Raw genomic sequence first — 21,931 nt, 5'->3', positions numbered from 1 at the left:
GCACGGAACCTCCTGGACGACGTGAGAGACGGCCGAGCCTAGCAGCGGCGCGCCGCGCCCGTCAAGGCGCGCGACCGCCGGCGCGCGGGATCCCGGTAGCGTCGCAGCTCGAGATCGACGGCCGGCCCGAGGCCGTCACTCGATGACCTCGTCGGCGCGCGCGAGGAGCGCCGGCGGGATCGTCAGCGTGAGCGCGCGTGCGGTCTTGAGATTGATGACCAGCTGGCATTTGGAAGCCTGTTCGACTGGCAGCTCGGCCGGCTTGGCCCCCTTGAGGATCTTGTCGATGTAGATAGCAGCGCGGCGTGTCAGGTCGACGTGATCCGGCGCGTAGCTCATCAGGCCGCCCGCCACCACGTTGTCCCTGCCCCCGAACATGGTCGGCAATCGGTGCTTCAGTGCGACCTCGGCCAGAAGCGGGCTGTTATGACGCGCGGTGAGCGCGGCCGAGTGGACGAACACGCCGTCGACCCGTTGTTGCGCCATCCTCGCGAAGGCCCCATCGAAATCCGCGACGGTGCTCACACTGACGGTCACAAGCTGAACACCGAGCTTCCCTTTCGCAGCCTCGGCAGCGTCCAGGACGGGCCGGTATGAGGGGGCGGTAGGGCTCCAGAGCACGCCGAACCGGGTCGCCTGCGGCAACGTTTGCTTCAGGATCTCCAGCCGCTTTGGGGTGATCACGGGTTGTATGTCGGCCAATCCCGTCATGTTTCCGCCTGGCCGCGCGAGACTGGCCACATGTCCGACGCCAACCGGGTCGGCATGCGTCGCGAAGACGATGGGGATCGTGCTGGTCGCCCGTCTGGCCGGCTCGGACTCGGTCGAAGAGGTCGCGAAGATGACATCGACCTTCATGCGGGCCAGCTCGGCGGCCGCTTCGTGCATCTGCTCGACCGTGCCCGACCATCGGAACTCGATGACAAGGTTCTTGCCTTCGACATAACCGAGATCGCGCAAGTCCGCCCGAAGCGCCTCTACCCGGCTCGCCGAAGCCGCGGGGGTGCCGAAACCCAGGTATCCGAGGCGCGCAATTTTGGCCTGCTGTTGTGCGCGCGCAACCAGCGGCCACGCGAACAATGCCGTGCCGGCAAACGCAATCAACTCACGGCGCCACATGGTCCCGCCTCCCGTTCCGGCGCCGGAATATGGCTTCACGAGCGAATCACTGGATAATCTCATCCGCCCGCCGCAGCAGGGAGTCCGGGATCGTCAGGCCGAGCGCCTTGGCGGTCTTGAGGTTGACGACGAACTCAAACTTCGTCGGCTGCTCGACGGGAAGATCGGCAGGCTTGGCGCCCTTCAAAATCCTGTCGACGTAGGTGCCGGAGGCCATTTGAAGGCCGCGCCTATTTGCGTCATAGGCCATCAGGCCACCGGCGTCAGCGAGTAGCCTATCCGAGTATATCGCCGGTAATCTGTGGCGAGCCGCGAGTTCGGTGATTCGCGCGCGGTGAACAATGAAGATGCTCGCGGACGTCGTGAGGAGCCCGTCGGCGCGTTCCTTGGCACCAGCGTCGAACGCGGCCGGGAGGTCATCGGCAGTGCCGATGTTGCGAATCTGCAGCTGCACACCTACCGAGGGAGCTGCCTTCTTCAGTTCTTCGATCTGGGGCATCGCAATCGGGTCGACGAGGTAGGCCAGCACGAGCACTCGCGAGACTCGAGGCGCGGCCGCCTTCAGCAACTCTAAACGCTTGGCAGAAAGCCCGGGAGCCATGCTTGTCACCCCGGTGACGTTTCCGCCAGGTCGGGCGAGGCTGTGTACGAGCTCCGTCCCCACGGGGTCACCGAGTGCGACCATGACAATCGGGATCGTGCGCGTCGCGTTCTTTGCCGCGCGAGCGGCCGGCGTCGTGGTCACGGCGATGATGTCGGCCCTAAGGCGCACGCACTCGGCAGCGAGTTCTGGAAAGCGCTCGCCACGGCCGTCGGCAACAAGGTAGTCGACGGTCACGGTCTGCCCATGCACGTAGCCGAGGTCGCGCAGTCCCTGAAAGAACGCCTCGAATCGTGGCGACGGCGACTGCGCCGTACCTGGATCAAACGTGAGGAAGCAGAGTCGCGGGACTCGCCGCGGCTGCTGCGCCCCAGCGGTAAGCGGCGCGGCGAGCAGGCCACCCGAGACCAGCGCCATGAACGTGCGCCGCTCCATCAATGGGTCCATCGGGCGGGCAGCCTGGGAGTCGGGAGCGAGGGGATACGGGACGTGGGGAAACCGAGCCGGGTCCATAATACAGGAGCCCTCCTTACAGGCTGGGCGGGAGTCTAGCAGAGTCAGAGTCTCTCCAACTTCTCTCCGGAGGCGTGCCCCAATGACGTCGAATGCGGTCCGCTGAATTGTTTCCGCTTGCAGGGATGCGAACCCTCTACGCGGCGCGGGCTTCCCCCACGAACGGGAAGGCGAGCAGACGTGCCACCAGGCTGGGTGGCCCCTTAAGGATTCGAACCCGTGTCCGGAACCGGTTCGCGTTCAGGGCGATTCCGAGTTGTCACCAACCGGTCCGTGAGCCACAGTCTCGCATCGTAGCGTCCGCTCTCTGACACTGACGGCCTGGGCTCACCAGGCCTCAGGCCGCGTGTGCGTCTCCTGTGGATGACTGCAGCAGATCAGGCCAGCCGCCACTGCGCAAGCGACGCCCGCGCATCACCCCCACGCTGATCTGGAACGATCGTAAGTTCGAGTATGGTCACCCGGGAGAGTTCGACATGGTAATCTTCCACCTCTCGCGTGGCCGCGAGTGGGCTGAAGTTCCACTGCTGCCGGACGATATCGTGAAACGAGCGCCCGCCGTCAGGCGACCACCGCAAGGTAAACTCTTGCGTGCGTGTGATCTCAGCCTCCATGAACAACAGCCTGATATGCCTGAGCTGTTGTGGCTCGTCGAAAATGAGCCGAATCGTCTGCCTACCAGGTTGTGCGGCTCGCCAGCCCGATTGCTCGCCGGGCAGTAGCGCCGACTCGATGGGGTGCGCGACCTCTTCGGAGGTAACTTCGACTTGAGCCAACCGCTCCACGTCTAACCAGTCCTGGTCGGCGGGCGACGGATTTGGTGGAATCGGACTGATCAAGCGCTTACGCATCACTAAATTAGCCCTCGTACGCCAAACGGGATAGGGAGTCCCATCCTCGTCCTTCAGGGCCCTTGCGAGCGAACGTCACGGCTCAAGGCTGATCCGACGACATCGATCACGCCGGCCTTGACGACCGCATCCTCAGCCGTTTTCGCCCTCATGCTTGCCATGAGCGCCGAGTAGGGCGCGGTCGCGAGCACGCGTTTGAACTGTGCCCGATAGTTCTCGATGAGGCTGACCCGATCCACGATGACATCGTGGATTGTCCATCGCCCCTGACTCATCCTCATGCGGTAATCGAAGGGGACGCTGCGTCCGTCTTTGGCCTGGATGGTCGTCTTGACCATGGCCACGGCATCATGCGTCGTTTCACCCTCATATCGGATATGGATGCGCTGCCCCCCGATCAAGGACTTGATCCAGGTCAAATATGCTTGCTCCAGCAGATGTCCGAACACCCGCGTAAACTCCGCGCGCTCCGCTGGCGAGCGCGCGTCCCAATGAGGCCCGAGAGCCGCCGGAGCTGCCCCACGCACGTCGAATATCGTGTCGGCCATCTGCCGAATCTTACCGAGAGCCTCCTGAGGATGCGTTTCGGTTCTTGGATCATCAATCACGGCAACGGCTTGTCTGAAGAATTCACGCAGCGTGTCACTTGGGGACGTCGCCGACGCTCGGCTAGAGGAAAGGACGAGAACCACGAGAATCGCGACGGGAACAATCCAGCGGGAACCGCGTGGGGTCTTCATCGCACCTGCCTTCCGAAGGCTAAGGAGACTAAAATCTAGGTTATCATCGCGCCATCCGATCGCAAGCAATGGCTACGCTTAGCGTCAACCGTCCGACGGCGACGATAGGGGCGATGACAGGTGTTGCGGGATTGTGATATCTGGAGGAGCATGGCTCGAGTGCTGTTTATCGTCGCCCGCGACCAGCCGGAGCTGCTCGCCTCGCTCAGGGAGGATTTCGCTACCCAGGAAGCCGCGGGACTCGTAGAGATCTTCCATGACCGGCGACAGGACCCACACCAGCCGGGTGTCGAGTCAGATCAACCCGACCGTCATCATCGTGATCGGCAGCGGAACCTGGAAGTCAGTCGAGACCTGCATGGACTCGGATGCGCGGTCGTCCATCGGCAAGGGCCAGCCCCCGCCAGGGTCTAGTCTCGATTCAGCGTGATTGCCGGGAGTGCTCATGCCTACTCCACCACAGCAAGACCGACGGCAACATCCGCGATCCCGCATGTCCTGGCCAGTTCTCGTCAACATAGGGACAAAGCGATACTTGGCGAGCTCTGTGGACATCAGCACGCATGGTGCGAAACTCAGAATCAAGGCACGGTTGAAGACGGGGACCACGGTGCAGTTGGAGTTAGTTCCTCCCGAGGGGCCGCCGCTCCGCGTGGGGGCGCTGGTGTGGCGAGTTGATGCCGACGGGCTGGCATTTCTGTTCAGCCGTGGAGTCCACCATCGACTTCTCCGCGTGACCTAGCCATGAGCACACGGCGCTCGACGGGGCGATCATCTGCGGCGTGGGCGCCAACGCAGACTCCTCGGAAGGTTTTCCGCGATCAGCGCAGCTTGAAGCGCTGGATCTTGCCGGTGGCCGTCTTGGGGAGGGCGGGAACGAACTCGATCCAGCGCGGATACTTGTAGGGGGCGAGCTTGTCCTTCACGAAGGTCTTGAGCTCGTCCTCGAGGCTGGGGGAAGCGGTCTGGCCGTCCTTGAGGACCACGAAGGCCTTGGGCTTGACGAGCCGGTCCGTGTCCTCGTGGCCCACCACGGCGGCCTCGAGCACGGCCGCATGGCCGACCAGGGTGTTCTCCACCTCGACGGGGGAGACCCAGATGCCGCCCACCTTGAGCATGTCGTCGGCCCGGCCGCAGTACCAGTAGTAGCCGTCCTTGTCCTGGTAGTACTTGTCGCCGGTCTGGATCCACTCGCCGAAGAGAGTGGCCTTGGTCTTCTCGTGCTGGTTCCAGTAGTAGGCCATGGTCGAGTCGCCCTTGACCCGCAGGTTGCCGATCTCGCCCGCGGGTGCCGGCCGCCCTTCGTCGTCCACGATGCGCGCTTCGTAGCCGGGCACCGCGAGGCCGCTCGAGCCCGGTCGGGCCCGGCCCGGCGCGTTCGAGAGGAAGATGTGCAGGATCTCCGTGGTGCCGATCCCGTCGAGGATCTCGACGCCGAAGCGCTCGCGCCATCGCTTGTAGAGCTCTTCGGGCAGGGCCTCGCCCGCGGACACGCACTGGCGCACGGATGAGAGATCCCAGCGCGTCTCGGCTTCCTTGACCTGCAGCATGGCGGCATAGAGGGTGGGCACGCCGAAGAAGATGGTCGGCTTGTAGCGGTGGATCACTTCGAACATGGCCTCGGGCATGGGCCGGTGAGGGTAGAGCACGGCCTGGCCGCCCACGCGCATGGGGAAATACATGTTGTTGCCGAGGCCGTAGGCGAAGAAGAGCTTGGCCGCCGAGAAGGTGCGATCGTTCTCCGTGATGCCGAGAACCTGCAGCGCGTAGGTGTCCGAGCACACCACCATGTCGTGCTGGAGGTGCACCACGCCCTTGGGAAACCCCGTGGACCCCGAGGAGTACAGCCAGAAGCACGCGTCATCCTTGGAGGTGGCGGCGGCCTCGAGCGTGGAGGCAGCGCGGGAGAGCCAGGCGTCGAAGCTGATCTGCGAGCCGCCGGGCTTGCCCGCCACCACCACATGCTTGAGATGGGTGGCCTGAGAGAGAATGGGGCCCGCCTCGGCCAGGAGCGGCTCGGAGATGACGGCGACCTTGGCCCGGCTGTCGTTCAGGAAATACAGATAGTCCTGCGAGCGCATCATGGTGTTGATGGGGATGGGAATCGCGCCGATCTTGATGGCGCCCCAGAAGGTGGCCAGGAAGGCCGGCGTGTCGAGGAGCAGGCAGAGCACGCGCTGCTCCGCCTCCACGCCCAGATCGCGCAGGCCATTACCCGCGCGATTGACCATCTCCTGGAGCTGCGCGTACGTGATCTCGGCCTCCTCGCAGAAGAAGGCCGTCTTGCCCCCGCGCCCTTCCTGCACGTGGCGGTCCACGAAGAAGCTGGCGGCATTGAAGCGGTCCGGCACTTCGAATGGCGAGGCGGCCATCGCTCTAGCGACGCCGCCGGGCGCGGGGGGCGGGCTTGGTCATCTTGCGCGGAGCCGTGGCCGCCTTCGCGGGCTTGACGGCCATGGCCTCGATCTCCACGAGCAGCTCGGGCTTCACCAGCCGCGAGATGACGAGCAGCGTGTTGGGGGGATAGACGCCGCCGGGAAAATACCGCGGGAAGAGCTCGCGCCGCGCCTGCATGAAGCCGTCGATGTCGATGGCATGGGTGAGGAAGGTCTGGAAGCGCACCACGTCGGTCATGGCGCAGCCGGCGGCCGTGAGCACGGCCCGCACGTTCTCGAAGGCCTGCTTCGTCTGAGCGACCACGTCGCCCGACCCCACCACCTCGCCGGTGCGGTTGGCGCCCACCTGCCCCGCCACCACCACGATCTCCCCGGCCGGCACGATCATGCCGTGGGAGTACATGCCGAGGGCCGGGCCCAGCTCCTTGGAGGTGATCGCCTTGGGCGCCATGCTTGCCCTCCTAAGCGAGCCGGACGTACTCGAAGTCGACGGGGTGGCCGTTGATCCCGCGGGCGGGCGGGGCGATCCAGCTGGCGAACTTGCCCGGCTCGACCACTGGCTGCATCAGGCTCTGGATGTATTCCTTGTCGTCCTCGGTGGGCAGCCAGTCGCGGTGGCGCGCGTCCCACTCCGCCTGGCTGATGATGCGCCCGTCCGGCGACACGCGCAGATCCGCAAAGCTGCCGATGGCCCGATGGAAAGCCCGATGCGGCAGGGTCAGCTCGAAGTCGATGCCGTGCTTCCGGATGACCTCGTTCCAGCGGGTGACCCCGCGGACGCAGTCGGCGACGTAGTCGTCGCGGAGCCGCTCGTTGAGGGAGACGAGGGCCGGCTCCTCGCGGGTGACGATGCGCTCGCCGTCCAGCTCGGCCACGGGATACGTGGCCTGCTTGAGCAGGTGGTCGTCCGTCTTCTTGGTCTCCTCGAAGCGGCCCTTGAGGCCCATGGTGTAGAAGTTGGCGGCGTTCGTCGAGATCTCCGAGCCGAAGAGATCGAGGGAGACGGAGCAGTGGAAGTTGAGATAGCGCTGGATGGTGGGCAGATCGATCCCCCCGTGCTTACGCAGGTCGTCTGTCTTGTGCTCACGCATGAGCTCGCAGGCGCGCTGGACGATGCGCATGATGCCCGCTTCGCCCACGAACATGTGGTGCGCCTCCTCGGTCAGCATGAAGCGGCACGTGCGCGACAGCGGATCGAAGCCGCTCTCGGCCAGGCTGGCCAGCTGGTACTTGCCGTCGCGGTCGGTGAAGAAGCAGAAGAGGAAGAAGGACAGCCAGTCCGGGGTCTTCTCGTTGAAGGCGCCGAGGATGCGTGGCTTGTCTGCGTCTCCCGAGCGCCGCTGGAGCAGGGCCTCCGACTCCTCGCGCCCATCACGGCCGAAGTGGGCATCGAGCAGATAGACCATGGCCCAGAGATGCCGGCCCTCCTCCACGTTGACCTGGAAGATATTGCGCAGGTCGTAGAGCGAGGGGCAGGTGCGGCCCAGGTGCCGCTGCTGCTCGACGGAGGCAGGCTCCGTATCACCCTGGGTGACGATGAGGCGGCGGAGGGTGCCGCGATACTCGCCCGGCACCTCCTGCCAGGCGGGCTGGCCCTTGTGATCGCCGAAGTTGATCTGCCGGCCCGCCTCCGGCTCGGCCAGGAAGATGCCCCAGCGATACTCGGGCATCCGGATATAGTCGAACTGCGCCCAGCCCTTGGCATCCACGCTCACGGCCGTGCGGAGATAGGTTTCCTTGGCCTGGAAGCCGAGCGGTCCCATGTCGTTCCACCACTCGAGAAACTTCGGCTGCCAGTCTTCGAGGGCCCGCTGGAGCCGCCGGTTCTCGTGCAGGCTTACATTGTTGGGAATCCGCTCGGTATAGTCGATGCCGGCCATCAGACTCTCCTTCGATCGAACTCGCTGCGCTGGCCCGTGCCGTAGACGCGGAGCGCGCCCTTGTCCCCCACGGCGTTCGGGCGCTGGAAGATCCAGTTCTGCCAGGCCGAGAGACGGCTGAAGATCTTGCTCTCCATGGTCTCGGGCCCGCCGAACCGGAGGGAGGCCTCCATGCCGGTCAGCGCATCCGGCGAGAAGGCGGCCCGCGCCTCGATCCCCACGCGCACCTCGTCCTCCCAGTCGATGTCGTCCGGCGTGAAGGTGACGAGACCGGCCTCACCCGCGGCCCGCGCGTCGAGATCTTCGCCTATCTTGCGCTTGAGGTCATCCACCCGCCCCGGCTCGTCGAGGAAGCGGCTGGCTAGCCGGCTCAAGCCGTTGACCATCGGATAGGCGCCGAAGTTCATGCCGGTCAGCCGCAGCGTCGCGGGCTTCTCGGCGTCGCCCTCGCGCGTGCCCTCGAGCATGTAGGAGCGGTCGGCGGCCAGGGCCAGCTCGAGCAGGGTGCCCGTGAAGCAGGAGCCGGGCTCGATGAGGGCGAAGATCGAGCGTGAGGAGACGTCGAGGCGCTTGAGGGTGCGCTTCAGGTAGAGGCGTATCTCGCGGACCAGCCAGTCCGCGGCGTGGTCCTGCAGCGCCCGGTCATGTGCCTCGACGAGCTCGGCGCTGCCCTGCGTCTTGAACACCCAGATCCCGATCTCCTCCTCGTTGGCGCGGAGATGGAGGATGAGGTCGTCGAGCTCGCGCGCGAGCCGGAGCGGCCAGAACTGCGGGCCGGCCGCGTGAATCGCCTCGAGGGAGGCGGGAGGTGACGCGGGCGGACCCAGCACGGTGATCTCGGCCACCCCGCGAGGGCGATCGACCACGCAGGCCATCGAGCTGTACGCGATTCGGTCGCCCTCGATGGTGCGCGCCAGTGGCACGAGGGCGAGGCCGGGGGCGCTCCTCGGCCGGTCGCTCCGCGCGGCCAGCTCGGCGGCACGCCTCTGGACCGTCTCGTCCAGCCTCGAGCGCGGCACCACCTCGTCCACGAGGCGCCACTCGACGGCGCGCTGGCCCTTGATCCCTTCCTCCAGGGTGCAGAAGAAGTCGGCACGGTCGCGACGGACCTTGCGCTTGTCGACGAGCCGGGTCAGGCCGCCCGTTCCGGGGAGCACGGCGAGGAGCGGCACTTCGGGAAGCGCGACGGTGGTCGAGCCGTCGTCGGCCATGATGATCCAGTCGCAGGCCAGGGCCAGCTCGTAGCCGCCTCCGGCGCAGGGGCCGTTGACCGCGCAGAGGTAGGCCTGGCGCGACTCGGCGGTGGCCTCCTCGATGGCGTTGCGCGTCTCATTGGTGAACTTGCAGAAGTTGACCTTCCAGCCATGCGAGGACTGGTTGAGCATCCGGATATTGGCCCCGGCGCAGAAGATGCGCTCCTTGCCCGAGGTCAGGATGACGGCGCCCACCTCCGGGTGCTCGAAGCGCAGGCGCTGGATGGCGTCATAGAGCTCGATGTCCACGCCCAGGTCATAGGAGTTGAGCTTGAGCTCGTACCCGGGCTTGAGTCCGCCGTCCTCCTTCACGTCCATGGCCAGGGTGGCCACTGGCCCCTTCACTGAGACCTTCCAGTGCTTGTACTTCGCGGGCTCGGTGCGGAAGTCGACCATGATCCTCGTGGCGTCGTCAGCCATGCTCGCCGATTCTCCCTTGGCTCTACTCTTAGCCCAGAATCACCCAGAGCGCCTTGGCGCTCTTGGGCCCCAGGTTCTCCCAGCCATGCGGTGTCCCGCCGTCGAGATAGGCGCTGTCCCCCGCCTCGAGCTGCTGGGTCTCGCCATTGTAATGGAGGGCGACCTTGCCTTCGAGGACGTAAAACAGCTTCATCTGGCCGGGATCGATGATGACCTTGTCCGTCTTGACGCCCTTGGCGCGCGGACCCAGGGTCGAGACGACCGCGCGGATCTTGCCCTGGAAGAGCCCGGCCCCGAGCACATGCCACTTCTCCGTGGTGCCGTCAAAGGAGACGACGGGGTACTCGCTCTTGCGGCTGATATGAAGCCGTCCGTTCCGAGCCGTCTCGAAGAGCGAAGCGATGGGCACCCCGAGGGCGGCGGCCAGCTTGCCGAGGGTGGGCAGGGACGGCGTGAGCCGCCCCGACTCGATCTGGGACACCATGCTGGGCGTCATGCCCGCTTTCTCGGCGAGCTGGCGCTGCTGAAGCCCGCGCTCCGCGCGAAGCGACTTGATCCGTCCGCCCAGAGAGGTCATAGACCTGCCAGTCCTTTCAGCGCGCGAGCCACGAACACGCGCGTCATCTTCTTTCGGTATGGATGCGTGAGATCCGTATTGTCCAGCGGCTTGGAGGGCCGGTACGCGGCCTCGGCCACGCGCGCGATGAGCTCGGGGCTGAGCCGCTGTCCCACGAGGAGCGCCGCCGCGTCGGGGGCCGGCCGGGGCTGGGAGGCGACCGCGCCGAGAGTGATGGCGGCTTCCCTGACCGTGTCACCTTCCATCCTGAGCGCCACGGCCACGCCCAGCACCGGGAAGTCGAAGGAGCCGCGCCGGCGGAGCTTGAGATAGGCGGAGCGCCAGCCTTCCGCCGGCGGCAGCACGATCTCCACGACGACTTCCCCCGGCTGCTTGCTCAGGTACTGGATGCCGTCGTCCTGGTAGAGGGCGCTGATCGGGATGACGCGCTCCCCCTGAGGGCCTACCAGTCTCACCTTTGCGCCCAGGCTCCAGAGCACGGGGGCGGTGTCGGACGAAGACACCGCCCAGCAGCGCGAGCTGCCGGGGGCGACGAGGCAAATCTCGCCGTCCTTCTTCATGCAGAAATTGACGGCCTTCCGCCACTGATAGGACTGGTTGTAGTAGTTGCAGCGCGTGTCCACGCACACGTTGCCGCCGATGGTGGCCATGTTGCGGAGCTGCGGGCTCGAGACCAGCCCCGCCGCCGTGGCCAGGGCCGGATAGCTCCGGGCGATCTCGGCATGCTCAGACACGGCGGACAGGATGGTCCCCGCGCCGATGGTCATCCCCACCTTGGCCGAGCCCCGCACGCCGATCATGTCGCGGATGCCGCGGAGCCCAACCAGCACGGTGGGCTCGAACTGGCGCCGCTTCATGTTCGGATAGAGATCGGTGCCGCCCGCCACGAGCATGGCCTCGGGCCCGTGGTCGCCCATGAGCTTGACCGCATCCGTCACCGAGACGGGGGCCAGATAGGTGAACGGCGGCAATCGCATCATTTTCCGAAAGGCCTCACGGCAACCGCACTCGCGGACGGAGCTAAGTACCGCACACCCGTCATGATCCGAATGGCCTCACGGAAATATCTTCCGCGGGCTGGCCAAAGGCCGACTCCACGGCTCGCGGCTCCGGAAACGTGAAGAGCGGCAGCTTTTCGGGCCCCACACGAGGCGTCTTACCCTGCCTCTTTAGCTCGAGCGCCTTGAGCACCTTGTCGGGCGTGATGGGAATCTCGTCGATGCGAATGCCCACGGCATCGAAGAGGGCATTGGTGACGGCGGGGATGACCGGCAGGAGCGGTCCCTGCCCCGCCTCCTTGGCGCCGAACGGCCCCTCGGGATCCTCCCCCTCGACGAGAATGGTGTGGATCTCGGGAGTCTCGAGGGTGGTCGGGCTCTTGTACTCCAGCATCGAGGGCGCCTTGTGCACGCCCTTCCTGAAGACCTGCTCTTCCATCAGAACCTCGCCCAGGCCCATGTACACCGAGCCCTCGACCTGGCCCTCCACGAGGAGCGGATTGAGAGCGCGCCCGATATCGTGGGCGATCCAGATCTCCGTCGGCTTCACGTCGCCCGTCTCGGTATCCACCTGGACCTCGACGACGCAGGCCGAGTAGGAGTAACACGGCGAGGGGCCGACGCCGCCGCCCTTGTACTTGCCCGCGCGCTTGGGTGGGGCATAGGAGCCCGGGAAAGCCAGGACGCCATGCATGCTCTCGGCGAGCACCACGGCCTCCGGAAAGGACACGCCCTTGTCCTCCTCGCCCTCGACGAAGACGCGACGATCCTGCGCGACCAGACGGGCGGCCTTCACCTCGAGCTTCCTCGCCACCGCCTCGAAGATCGTCTCGCGAAGCCGCGTGGCCGCCTGGATGGCGGCATTGCCGGCCATGATGGTCACGCGGGAGGAGTACGAGCCGAGATCCACGGGCGTCAGGTCGGTGTCGGCGGGCAGGACGCGGATGTCCTTGGGCTGGATGCCGAGAACCTCGGCGACCAGATAGGCCAGGACGGAGTCCGAGCCCTGGCCGATATCGGTGGCGCCGGAGAACACGGCGACCAGGCCGCTCCGGTCGGCCCTGACCACGACACCAGAGTGAGGCATGTCATTCCAGTAAATGGCCGTGCCCGCTCCCGTCATGTAGGACGAGCAGGCTATCCCTATTCCCCGGCCCGCGGGGAGGCGGCCGCGCTTCTCGCGCCAGCCCGAGGCTTCCACCACGCGGTCGATGCACTCGCCGAGCCCGATGGTGGTCACGGTCAGGTGATTGGCCGTCTTGGTGAAGGGCTCGGCCAGATTCCGGCGCCGCATGTCCGCGGGGTCGAGGCCGAGCTGCTCGGCGGCCTTGTCGATCTGGCACTCCATGGCGAAGCGGGGCTGCGGCGTGCCGTGGCCCCGCTTGGGGCCGCAGGGGGGCTTGTTGGTGAAGACGCGCGCGCCCTCGAACTTGTAGACGGGCACCTTGTAGGTCACGGTCTGCAGCGCGCCCGTGTAGAAGGTCGAGGCCACGCCATAGGAGCCGTAGGCACCGCCGTCGAGCCAGGAGCGAAAATGCATGCCCGTGATGGCGCCGTCTTTCGTGAAGCCGGTCTTGACCCACATGAGCACCGGGTGCCGCCCGCGGTGGACGTAGAAGACTTCCTCGCGAGTCAGGGTGAACTTCACGGGCCGGCCCGTCAGCTGCGAGAGCCTGCACGCGGCGATCTCGTGGGCGAAGGGATCGAGCTTGCCCCCGAAGCCGCCGCCCACGGGAGCCGCGATGACTCGGATGTGGGCCGCCGGCACGTCGAGGATCTTGGCGAGCATGCGGTGGACATAGTGCGGCGTCTGGGTCGAGGACCAGAGCGTGAGCTTGCCGTCCGGGCCCCAGTGCGCGACCGCGGAGTGCTGCTCCATGGGCAAATGCGTATTGCCCTCGAAGAAGAAGGCATCTTCGCGGACGAGGTGGGCAGCGGCCAAGGCCGCCTCCACGTCGCCGAACTGGAGGGAGACGGCCTTGTGGACATTGGGGCCGTCGCCGTACTCGTGGATGCGCACGTCCTGGCTGCCCAGCGACTCCTCGATGGACATCAGGGGCTTGAGCGGCTCGTAGTCGACCTCGATCAGCTCGGTGGCGCGCTCGGCCGTCTCCTCGTCCACCGCGGCCACCGCGGCCACCGCGTCGCCGACCATGCGGACCTTCTCGAGGCAGAGGGCTTCCTCGTCCTGGGACACGGGCAGGATGCCGAACTTCACGCGCGGCAGGTCATGCCCCGTGATGACGGCGTAGACGCCGGGAAGGGCGGCGGCCCTCGAGGTGTCTATCCGCTTGATGCGCGCATGAGGATGCGGGCTGCGGAGGAGCTTGCCGTGGGCCATGCGGGGCAGAGCCATGTCGTCGGCGAACTTGGTCTCGCCGGTGACCTTGGCCCAGGCGTCGATCTTGGGCAGCGACTGGCCGACCACCGAAAGCTTATTGTTCTTCATACGCGATCCTCATTTGGTACTCGCCTCGTGACGCTCATGCCTGCGGCACCTCGGCCGTCCCTCGGCTCGGACGGCCCCGCATCCTGAGCGCCGCCAATTCGACGGCGTCGAGAATCTTGGTGTAGCCGGTGCATCGGCAGAGGTTCCCGGCCAGGGCCACCCGCACGTCATCACGCGTCGGCGTGGGGTTCTCGGCGAGAAGCACCTCGGCGGTCAGAAGAATGCCGGGCGTGCAGTAGCCGCATTGCGCGGCGCCGAGCTCGGCGAAGGCCTGCTGCAGCGGATGGAGGCGGCCGCCGTCGGCCATACCCTCCACGGTCTTGATCTGCCGTCCCTGGCACTCGATGGGCAGGACCAGGCACGACAGCACCGGCTCGCCGTCGACGAGGACGGTGCAGGTGCCGCATTCCCCGAGCTCGCAGCCGTGCTTGGTGCCGGTGAGATCGAGGTCCTCGCGCAGGACCTCGAGCAGGGTCTTGTGAACGGGCACGACCACGTCCCGGGTCTCGCCATTGACCGTGAGCGCGAGCTGCGTCTTCACACGTCTCCCCCGGTGGCCGTTCGGATCAATTACTGCAGCACGAAAGTCGACTTAAGGAATACTAAATCTGGCCCAGGCCTGTCAAGCGAGACGTTCGGTTCGGGTTAATATGGCCGGGTGTCCGAGAACAAGCTGGTCTCCATGAGAGAGGCCGTGGCCCGCTTCGTGCCGGATGGCGCCTCGGTCTGCATGGGCACAGCGCTCGAGGGCCTCATCCCCTTCGCGGCGGGCCACGAGCTCATTCGCCAGCGACGGCGCGGCCTCACCCTCGTCGGTCCCATCTCGGACATCCTGTTCGACCAGCTCGTGGGTGCCGGCTGCGTCGGTTGCATCCAGGCCGCCTGGGTGGGCAATGTCTCGGCGGGGCTCGGCTACAACTATCGCCGGGCCGTGGAGCATGGCATTCCGCATCCCATCGCGGTCGAGGATCACTCCAACCTGAGCATGGCGGCGGCGCTCCAGGCCGGGGCCATGGGCGCGCCCTATCTCCCGACGCGCTCGCTCCTCGGCTCGGGGCTCGTCGAATCGAACCCGTCCTTCAAGCAGGCGCGAGATCCTTTCTCGGGTGACCCACTGGTACTCATCCCCGCCCTCACGCCGGATGTCGCCATCCTCCACGTCCAGCGCGCCGATGCCGAGGGCCACGCGCATTGCTGGGGCACACTCGGCGTCACGAAGCCGGCCGCGCTCGCGGCCAGGCGACTCATCATCATCGGGGAAGAGATCTGGCCCCGAGAGCGCATCCTCTCCGACCCTGGGTTGGTCCTGGCCCCCACCCTCAAGGTCGCCGCCGTCGTCCACGAGCCCTTCGGCGCCTATCCCTCGCCCGTCCAGGGCTACTACGGACGCGCCCACGACTTCTACCGGCGCTATCACGAGGACTCGCGCACGGTGGAAGGGATGCAGGCCTGGCTCGATCGCTGGATACATGGCGTCGCCGACTGGAAGGGCTTTCTCTCGCTGCTGGACCGGGATGCGCTCGATGCCGTGCGCGTCAAGACCCCGCGTCTCTCCGAACCTCTCGATTATGGAGCGTGAAGCTATGGAGCGTGAAGCCATGGAGCGTGAATCCGCATGAAGATCACCGCCGTCGAAGCCGTCTGTCTCGCCATTCCCATGAAGCCTCTCGACCCACCCTCCGCCTGGACGGGGAGCACGCGCAAGCAGATCGTCGTGCGCGTGAAGACCGATGCCGGGCTGACGGGAATAGGCGAGGCCTTCGCCTATGGCGCGCCGCTGGCCGTCTGCAATGTCATCGAGGAGAGCCTGGCCCCGCTCATCGTCGGCGAGGATCCGTCGCGGATCGAGTACCTCATAGACCTGATGCAGCGCGGAACCATGATCTATGGCCGTCGCGGGCTCGCCATGTTCGCCATCAGCGGCGTGGACATCGCCCTCTGGGATCTTCTCGGCAAGGCGCGCCATGCGCCCGTGTACGAGCTTCTCGGCGGGGCGACCCGGCCCCGGCTGCCCGTCTACGCGAGCCTGATGCGCTATGCCTCACCCAAGGAAGTGGCCGCGGCGTGCAAGTACTTCGTGTCCCGGGGCTTCGGGATGCTGAAGCTCCACCAGACGGACGTCGCCTCGGTGCAAGCTGCGCGCGAGGCCGTGGGCCCCACCGTCGAGCTGATGCTGGACGTGAACTGCCCGTGGACTCCCGGTGAGGCCATCGCCATGGCCCGCGCCTTCGAGCCATACCGGCTCTTCTGGTTCGAGGAGCCCGTGTGGCCTCCGGAGGACTATGCGGGGCTGGCCGAGGTGGTGCGCGCCACCGATACGCGGATTGCCCTCGGCGAGAACGAATCCACCCTCTACGGCTTTCGCGAGATCGTCGAGCGGCGGGCCGGCAACATCCTGCAGCCCAGCATCACCAAGGTGGGCGGCATCACGGAGTTCAGGAAGATCGCGGCCCTCGCCCAGGCGGCCAATCTGCCCGTCGCACCCCATTCGTTCTATTTCGGACCGGGGCTGGCTGCGACGCTCCACATGGCCGCGACCTGGGGTGGCCCCATCCCGGTCGAGTTCCCCACGGGCGAGCACGAGACGCCCTTCCTCACCAATCCGATCCGCGCGCGTGACGGCTTCGTCGAGGTGCCGTCGGGACCCGGGCTCGGCATCGAGATCAACGAAGAGGCGATCCGAAAGCACCCCTATACGGCCGCGGCGGCCAAGCCCTTCGTGCTTCACTAGATCGTCCCGCATGCCGGAGTACTCCGATCGGGAGCTGATGGTCATCGCGGCGGGTCGGCAGATCCGCGACGGCGACCTCGCCTTCGTGGGCATGCGCCTGCCCCTCCTGGCCTTCGCCTTCGCCAAGCGCACCCATGCCCCGGGGGCCATCGGACTCTTCGAGAACGGCATCGTCCGCGACGAGCCGGCCCCGGAGACGCTCATGACCATGAGCGACACGCCGAATATTCCGGGCGCGCTCTGGGCCACGGGCACGCTCGAGATCATGGCCCTGCTCCAGCAGGGCCTGGTGGATGTGGGCTTCATCGGCGGCGCGGAGATCGACAGGCACGGCAACCTCAACACCAGCTACATCGGCGACTGGCGCAAGCCCACCCTGCGTCTGCCCGGGAGCGGTGGGGCCGCGGACATCGCGTGCCTCGCCCGGCGCTTCGTCGTCGTCATGCCGCAGGAGAAGCACCGGTTCCGCGAGCGGGTGGACTTCATCACCTCGCCGGGCTTCGGGGACGGCGCGGGGTGGCGCGAGCGCGTGGGGCTGCGTGGCGGCGGCCCGGCCGCCGTGATCACCACCCTGGGTGTTTACGGCTTCGACGAGGCGACGCGCGAGATGGTCCTCGTGTCCTGGCATCCGGGACAGAGCGTGGCGAGCGTCAAGGCCGCCACGGGCTGGGATCTCCGGGCGGCGGCCGATTGCCGGGAGACGCCCACGCCCACGGCCGCCGAGCTCGAGATCGTCCGCGCCTGCGACCCCGCGGGTTTCTGGACCCGCTAGCCATGGTGCGCCCACGACGTATCGATCGTAAGCGCTTCTCGAGCCTCCATCCCGGGAGGTGTCTGGCTTCGCCCCTTCCCGGGCTCTCGTTGGGTGCACCGCGGCCATGACAGCTTCGGGCTTGAAGACAGCCGTTCAGTGCGCCTTGACCGTGCTCGCCGTGCTGGCCGGGCGTGGGGAGGCATATAGCCAGCAGGCGCCAATCCCTCCGAGTGACTCCGACAGGGTCACGGTGTCCCTATTCCGCGTGACCGGCGCCACGGTGTTCCCACCCGAGAAGCTGCACAACCTGCTCGCGGAGGGTGAGGGCCGCGCCCTCACGCTGGCGCAGATCGAGGGCCTGGCGGCGAGGATCACCGCCTTCTATCGGGAGCGCGGATACATCCTCGCGCGCGCCTATGTCCCCGTGCAGGAAATGCGGGCCGGCGTGGTCGAGATCGCGGTGCTCGAGGGGCGCGTGGGCCGCATCGAGGTCAACGGCCTCCGCTGGTACGATCCCGAGTACATCCGGTCCTACGTGCAGCCCGCTCCCGAGAGCCGGGTCTTTGAGCTGGGCCGCTTCGAACGCGGAATGCTCCTGCTCAACGAGTTGCCCGGGCTCGAGGTGAAGAGCGCGCTCCAGCCGGGGGTCGAGCGAGGCACGACCGACGTGGTTCTCGACGTCGAGAAGGACCGCCTCGTCACGGGAAGCGTGGAGGCCGACAACTACGGCTCGAAGGCGACGGCGTATGAGCGCTTCGGCGTCGCGCTCAATCTGAACAACCCGCTGGGCATCGGCGACGGCTTGGCCTTCCGCGGGCTGACGTCGCGCGAGGGGGGCGCCCTCTGGCTGGCGCGCCTCGCCTATACCGTGCCCATCAACACCCTGGGCACGAAGGTCGGCGGCGCCTATACCCATGTCGCAGTTGGTACTGGCGTCGGCTCAGCCATTGGTCTGGTGGACGTCCACGGCGCCGGGGATATGGGCAGTCTCTACGCCTTCCACCCCTTCGTCCGGAGCAGGGCCCTGAGCATCTATGGACTGGCCAGCTTCGACTACAAGGACTTCAAGAACGAGTTCACCTCCGACCAGCTCCAGGTGGTTCAGAAGGACCGCCTGCGGGTATTCACGGTGGGCGGCTCCCTCAACTCCATCGACACGTGGCGAGGAGCGAACAGCCTGTCCCTCAACCTGCAGCAGGGCGTCGGCGACTTCCTCGGTAGCCTGAAGGGGGACAATGACTCTCACGCGAGCCGGCCCGGCGCGGGCGGGACCTTCACCAAGCTGACCGGTGATGTCGCCCGGCTGCAGCAGATCACGGCCACGACCTCGATGTTCCTCAAGGCGGCCGGGCAGTGGGCGAGCACGGGGCTCGTGGCCACCGAGCAGTTCATCGTGGGCGGACAGGGCACCGTGCGCGGCTACCCCGTGGCCGAGGTCTCGGGCGACAACGGCTATGCCGTCACTGGCGAGTTCCGCTGGAATGCGCCCGGCTTCGCCGACGTCCCCGCCTTCCTTGGGAAGAAGTGGGGGGAGATTCTCCAGTTCTTCATCTTCATCGATCACGGCGGCGCCACCCTGCTGGATCCGCAGCCCGGCGAGCGGCGGAATCGCTGGCTGACCGGGGCGGGTATAGGGGTGCAGATGGGCATTGCGGACAACTTCTTCCTCAAGCTCGAGTTTGCCAAGCCGGTGATCAAGCCCATCGACGGCCGGCCTCCCTCCGACGGACTCGACAATCGTGTGTATTTTCTTGCCGTGAAACGGTTCTAGCCAACGAGAATTGTCGGCCTCCGGCCAAAAAGGGGGCCGTCGAGTGCCGCGGCCGCGATCCTATGCATCCTAACAGGGTGTTTCTATTTGGGGATTCAAAGATAGGAGCGGGCACTGAAATTGCTCATACTCTAGAGTCGATATGAACTCGTTCTGGCTCTTGGAGAGGACAAAGCGGACCCCAAGGGCCAGAAGCTGCTGGCTTCGACTGCGGGTCTTGCTCGCCAGCGCCCTCGCAGGCCTGATCACCGCCGGTCCGGCCGGAGCGCTTCCTCAGGGCGGTCAAGTCGTGTCCGGGCAGGCCGTGATCTCCCAGCCGAACGGGACCACGCTCCAAATCCAGCAGGTGACCGGCAAAGTGATCATCAACTGGAGCGGCTTCAGTGTCGGCCTCAACGAGCTCGTTCGCTTCCTCCAGCCTGGCGTCACGTCAGTCGCGATCAACCGGGTGATTGGGGGAGGCGCATCGGTCATCCTCGGACAGATCACTGCGAACGGCCGAATCGTCCTCAACAATCCCACGAGCATCACGTTCGGCCCCGGCGCGGTCGTGAACGTCGGCGGGCTGCTCGCGACGACGCTGAACATGAAGGATGCTGACGCGCTGGCCGGCCGTTACGTCTTCCAGCAAGGCCCCGGCGGCCTCGGGAGCATTGTCAACCAGGGCACGATTACGGCGGCCCCCGGAGGCTTTGTCATCCTGTCAGCGCCTAGCGTGGTGAATCAGGGCACGATTAAGGCCGAGCTGGGAACGGTCCAGCTCTCCTCCGGCCGGCAGCTCACGGTGGACTTCGCGGGGGACGGGCTCGTCCGCTTCGTGGTGGATGGGGCGCTGGCCGCACAGTCCCTCGGCGCAGACGGCCGCCCGCTGTCCTCTCGCGTGAGCAATGACGGGCGCATCCAGGCCGACGGCGGCCGGGTTGAGCTCACGGCGAAAGTTGCGGGCGACGTGCTGAGCAGCGTCGTCAACAACAGCGGCATCATCGAGGCCCGGTCGCTCGTCAACCACGGGAGCGTGGTGCGCCTGATCGGCGGCGACGACGCCGTGGTGGCGGCCAACGCCAATGCCGCAGTCCGCCCGGCCGGCCAGGTGGCAGGCGCGGTGACCAATACCGGGGCCATCGACGTGTCGGCCGCCGTGAGCGGGGCGGCGCCCGGCCAGGTGCTGCTGTTGGGTGAGCGGGTTGGCCTGTGGGGCACGATCGACGCGCGCGGGGCCGATCAGGCCCGCGGAGGCAACGTGACCATCACATCCACCCTGCGCACCGCGCTCTTCGGCGAGAGCGCCATCGACGTGAGCGGCCGCAACAACTCCGACGCCGGCCGGGTTTCCGTGTGGTCCGAGAGCCAGACGACCGCCTCGAGCGGAGCGCGGATCCTGGCGCGCGGCGGTGAGGGGGGCGGAAGCGGCGGCTTCGTCGAAGTGTCGGGCAAGGAGGGCCTGGGCTTTGCCGCCTCCGTGGACGCCCTCGCGCCCCTGGGCAAAACCGGCACGCTCCTCCTCGATCCCCACAATATCGTTGTGGCGACGGGGGGAATCGCTCTCCTGTCCGCCGTGGATCAATTCACCGATACCCCCGCCGCGGACGCCACCATCGCGCCCGCCGCGATCAATACAGCGCTCGCCAATGTCGTCTTGCAGGCCAACAACGACATCACCTTCACCAACGCGGTCTCGATCGTCGGGGCCGGCATCGGCCTGACGGCGCAGGCCGGGCGCTCCATCAACATCAATGCGAATGTCGCCACGAATAACGCGCCGATCAGCCTGACGGCAAATGAGACCACGGCAAACGGCGTCCAGAACGCGAACCGCGACGTCGGGACAGCGGCCATCACGATGGCGGCGGGCACGTCGCTGAGCTCCGCGGGGGCGAACATCACGATCACGATGAACACCGGCGCGGGGTTGACGAATAACACGAGCGGCAACATCACGCTCGAGGCCGTCAACGCCGGGGCCGGACATGTCCTGGTCGTGAACAATGGGCCGACGGTCGGCAGTGGGATTGCGCGGGCATCGGCCAATGAATTGATCACCGCGACGTCCGCCGCATTGGATGTGAATGGAGCAGGCGGGGGCGGCGGCATCGGCACCGCGGGAGCGCCGATGCGCGTGAGCGTCACCAATCTCGAGGCTCGCTCGCAATCCGGAGGCGCCTTTTTCACCTCACCGACCTTGGCCGTGAACATCGGCGGCGCTACGCTCGGCGGCTTGACCGGTATTTCCACCTCCTCCAACGGCGCCGTCAGTGTCACGACGACGGGTACACCCATCACGACGACCGAAGCGATTTCCGCGAACGGCACGGGGACGGTGACTCTCACGGCAGCAGGCGCGGGGAGTTCAATCACCGCAAATGAGACGATCACATCTGGGTCCGGCGCGATCAACTTGACGGCTGCCAACGGCATCACGCTATCGGGGGCGAATGCGGATGTGACGACGACGGGGGCGTACACGGCGAATGCGGACAGTGACAGCAACGGCACCGGCGTCTATTCGCAGAACAACGTGGGCTCGGCGGTCTCCAGTGGTGCGGCGACGATCGTCGCGGCGGACGTGGTGCTGCAGGGCACACTCAACGCAGGGGCGGCGGCGGTGACGCTGCGGCCGGGGCTGCTGACGGAGACGATCGGGGTGGAGGACGCGAGCAAGCAGTTCAGCCTGACGAACACGGAGCTGAGCAATGTGACGACGACCGGGAGCGTCACCGTCGGCATTGGCACCAATACAGGCGGGATCACCATTGGCACCGACGCCCTCGTGAACCAGAGCAAGCCCCTGACGTTCCTGAGCGCCGGCAATATCGTGGTCAATGCCAACGGGCTGACCAACGCCGGCGCGGTCACCATGACCACGTCGGGGACCGGGGCC

The 21,931-nt window shown here is 66.5% G+C and carries 18 protein-coding genes; 6 read left to right on the top strand and 12 right to left on the bottom strand.

Going from position 1 to position 21,931, the window contains the following annotated elements; all coding sequences use genetic code 11:
* Nucleotides 1-135: 135 nt before the first annotated feature.
* From VGT00_01320 to VGT00_01305, 4 genes are all read right to left on the bottom strand, one after another.
* Nucleotides 136-1,119, bottom strand: coding sequence for an ABC transporter substrate-binding protein (locus VGT00_01320; GenBank protein HEV8530039.1), 984 nt, complete (start codon nt 1,117-1,119; stop codon nt 136-138).
* 46 nt (nt 1,120-1,165) lie between these two features.
* Nucleotides 1,166-2,167 (bottom strand): ABC transporter substrate-binding protein, encoded by a 1,002-nt coding sequence (locus VGT00_01315; GenBank protein HEV8530038.1) that lies wholly within the window; start codon nt 2,165-2,167, stop codon nt 1,166-1,168.
* Between the two features lie 443 nt (nt 2,168-2,610).
* On the bottom strand, nt 2,611-3,084 hold the full coding sequence (locus VGT00_01310) for a carbohydrate-binding protein (protein ID HEV8530037.1): 474 nt from the start codon (nt 3,082-3,084) through the stop codon (nt 2,611-2,613).
* Nucleotides 3,085-3,137: 53 nt separating this feature from the next.
* A complete protein-coding gene (locus VGT00_01305) occupies nt 3,138-3,824 on the bottom strand; it encodes an ABC transporter substrate-binding protein (GenBank protein ID HEV8530036.1) in 687 nt (228 codons plus the stop codon).
* A 256-nt stretch (nt 3,825-4,080) separates the two neighbouring features.
* Here VGT00_01305 and VGT00_01300 point away from each other — a divergent pair, with 256 nt between their 5' ends.
* Nucleotides 4,081-4,254 carry a hypothetical protein gene (locus VGT00_01300; GenBank protein HEV8530035.1) on the top strand — a complete coding sequence of 58 codons (174 nt, stop codon included), beginning with the start codon at nt 4,081-4,083 and terminating at the stop codon, nt 4,252-4,254.
* A gap of 391 nt (nt 4,255-4,645) precedes the next feature.
* Here VGT00_01300 and VGT00_01295 read toward each other — a convergent pair whose 3' ends face one another.
* The 8 genes from VGT00_01295 to VGT00_01260 are packed head-to-tail and all read right to left on the bottom strand — an operon-like array spanning nt 4,646 to nt 14,338.
* Nucleotides 4,646-6,196 carry a benzoate-CoA ligase family protein gene (locus VGT00_01295; protein ID HEV8530034.1) on the bottom strand — a complete coding sequence of 517 codons (1,551 nt, stop codon included), beginning with the start codon at nt 6,194-6,196 and terminating at the stop codon, nt 4,646-4,648.
* Between the two features lie 4 nt (nt 6,197-6,200).
* Nucleotides 6,201-6,671: a RidA family protein gene (locus VGT00_01290; protein HEV8530033.1), complete on the bottom strand. Its 471-nt coding sequence runs from the start codon at nt 6,669-6,671 to the stop codon at nt 6,201-6,203.
* Nucleotides 6,672-6,681: 10 nt separating this feature from the next.
* Nucleotides 6,682-8,100, bottom strand: a complete 1,419-nt coding sequence (gene boxB, locus VGT00_01285) for a benzoyl-CoA 2,3-epoxidase subunit BoxB (protein HEV8530032.1) — start codon at nt 8,098-8,100, stop codon at nt 6,682-6,684.
* On the bottom strand, nt 8,100-9,773 hold the full coding sequence (gene boxC, locus VGT00_01280; GenBank protein HEV8530031.1) for a 2,3-epoxybenzoyl-CoA dihydrolase: 1,674 nt from the start codon (nt 9,771-9,773) through the stop codon (nt 8,100-8,102). The genes boxB and boxC overlap by 1 nt, the downstream gene beginning before the upstream one ends.
* Before the next feature lie 28 nt (nt 9,774-9,801).
* Entirely contained in the window at nt 9,802-10,350 is a 549-nt protein-coding gene (locus VGT00_01275) for an XRE family transcriptional regulator (protein HEV8530030.1), read from the bottom strand.
* On the bottom strand, nt 10,347-11,330 hold the full coding sequence (locus VGT00_01270) for a xanthine dehydrogenase family protein subunit M (protein ID HEV8530029.1): 984 nt from the start codon (nt 11,328-11,330) through the stop codon (nt 10,347-10,349). Before VGT00_01270 ends, VGT00_01275 begins: the two co-directional genes overlap by 4 nt.
* A 58-nt stretch (nt 11,331-11,388) precedes the next feature.
* Complete coding sequence (locus VGT00_01265) at nt 11,389-13,797, bottom strand: molybdopterin cofactor-binding domain-containing protein (protein HEV8530028.1); 2,409 nt, start codon at nt 13,795-13,797, stop codon at nt 11,389-11,391.
* A gap of 34 nt (nt 13,798-13,831) precedes the next feature.
* Nucleotides 13,832-14,338 carry a (2Fe-2S)-binding protein gene (locus VGT00_01260; protein ID HEV8530027.1) on the bottom strand — a complete coding sequence of 169 codons (507 nt, stop codon included), beginning with the start codon at nt 14,336-14,338 and terminating at the stop codon, nt 13,832-13,834.
* 141 nt (nt 14,339-14,479) lie between these two features.
* On the opposite strand from VGT00_01260, the gene VGT00_01255 reads away from it, so the two are divergent.
* The 5 genes from VGT00_01255 to VGT00_01235 form a co-directional block, all read left to right on the top strand.
* Complete coding sequence (locus tag VGT00_01255) at nt 14,480-15,376, top strand: CoA-transferase (GenBank protein ID HEV8530026.1); 897 nt, start codon at nt 14,480-14,482, stop codon at nt 15,374-15,376.
* Nucleotides 15,377-15,412: 36 nt separating this feature from the next.
* Nucleotides 15,413-16,528, top strand: a complete 1,116-nt coding sequence (locus tag VGT00_01250) for a mandelate racemase/muconate lactonizing enzyme family protein (protein ID HEV8530025.1) — start codon at nt 15,413-15,415, stop codon at nt 16,526-16,528.
* Between the two features lie 10 nt (nt 16,529-16,538).
* Nucleotides 16,539-17,300, top strand: a complete 762-nt coding sequence (locus VGT00_01245) for a CoA-transferase (protein HEV8530024.1) — start codon at nt 16,539-16,541, stop codon at nt 17,298-17,300.
* A gap of 121 nt (nt 17,301-17,421) precedes the next feature.
* Entirely contained in the window at nt 17,422-19,053 is a 1,632-nt protein-coding gene (locus tag VGT00_01240; GenBank protein ID HEV8530023.1) for a ShlB/FhaC/HecB family hemolysin secretion/activation protein, read from the top strand.
* A 142-nt stretch (nt 19,054-19,195) separates the two neighbouring features.
* Nucleotides 19,196-21,931 (top strand): filamentous hemagglutinin N-terminal domain-containing protein (locus VGT00_01235; GenBank protein HEV8530022.1); only part of this gene is annotated, 2,736 nt, incomplete at its 3' end.

It is taken from the genome of Candidatus Methylomirabilota bacterium, from assembly GCA_036002485.1.
Classification (GTDB): Bacteria; Methylomirabilota; Methylomirabilia; order Rokubacteriales; family CSP1-6; genus AR37.
The sequence above is the reverse complement of the archived record's forward strand: the minus strand, read 5'-3'. Positions and strand labels throughout refer to the sequence as shown.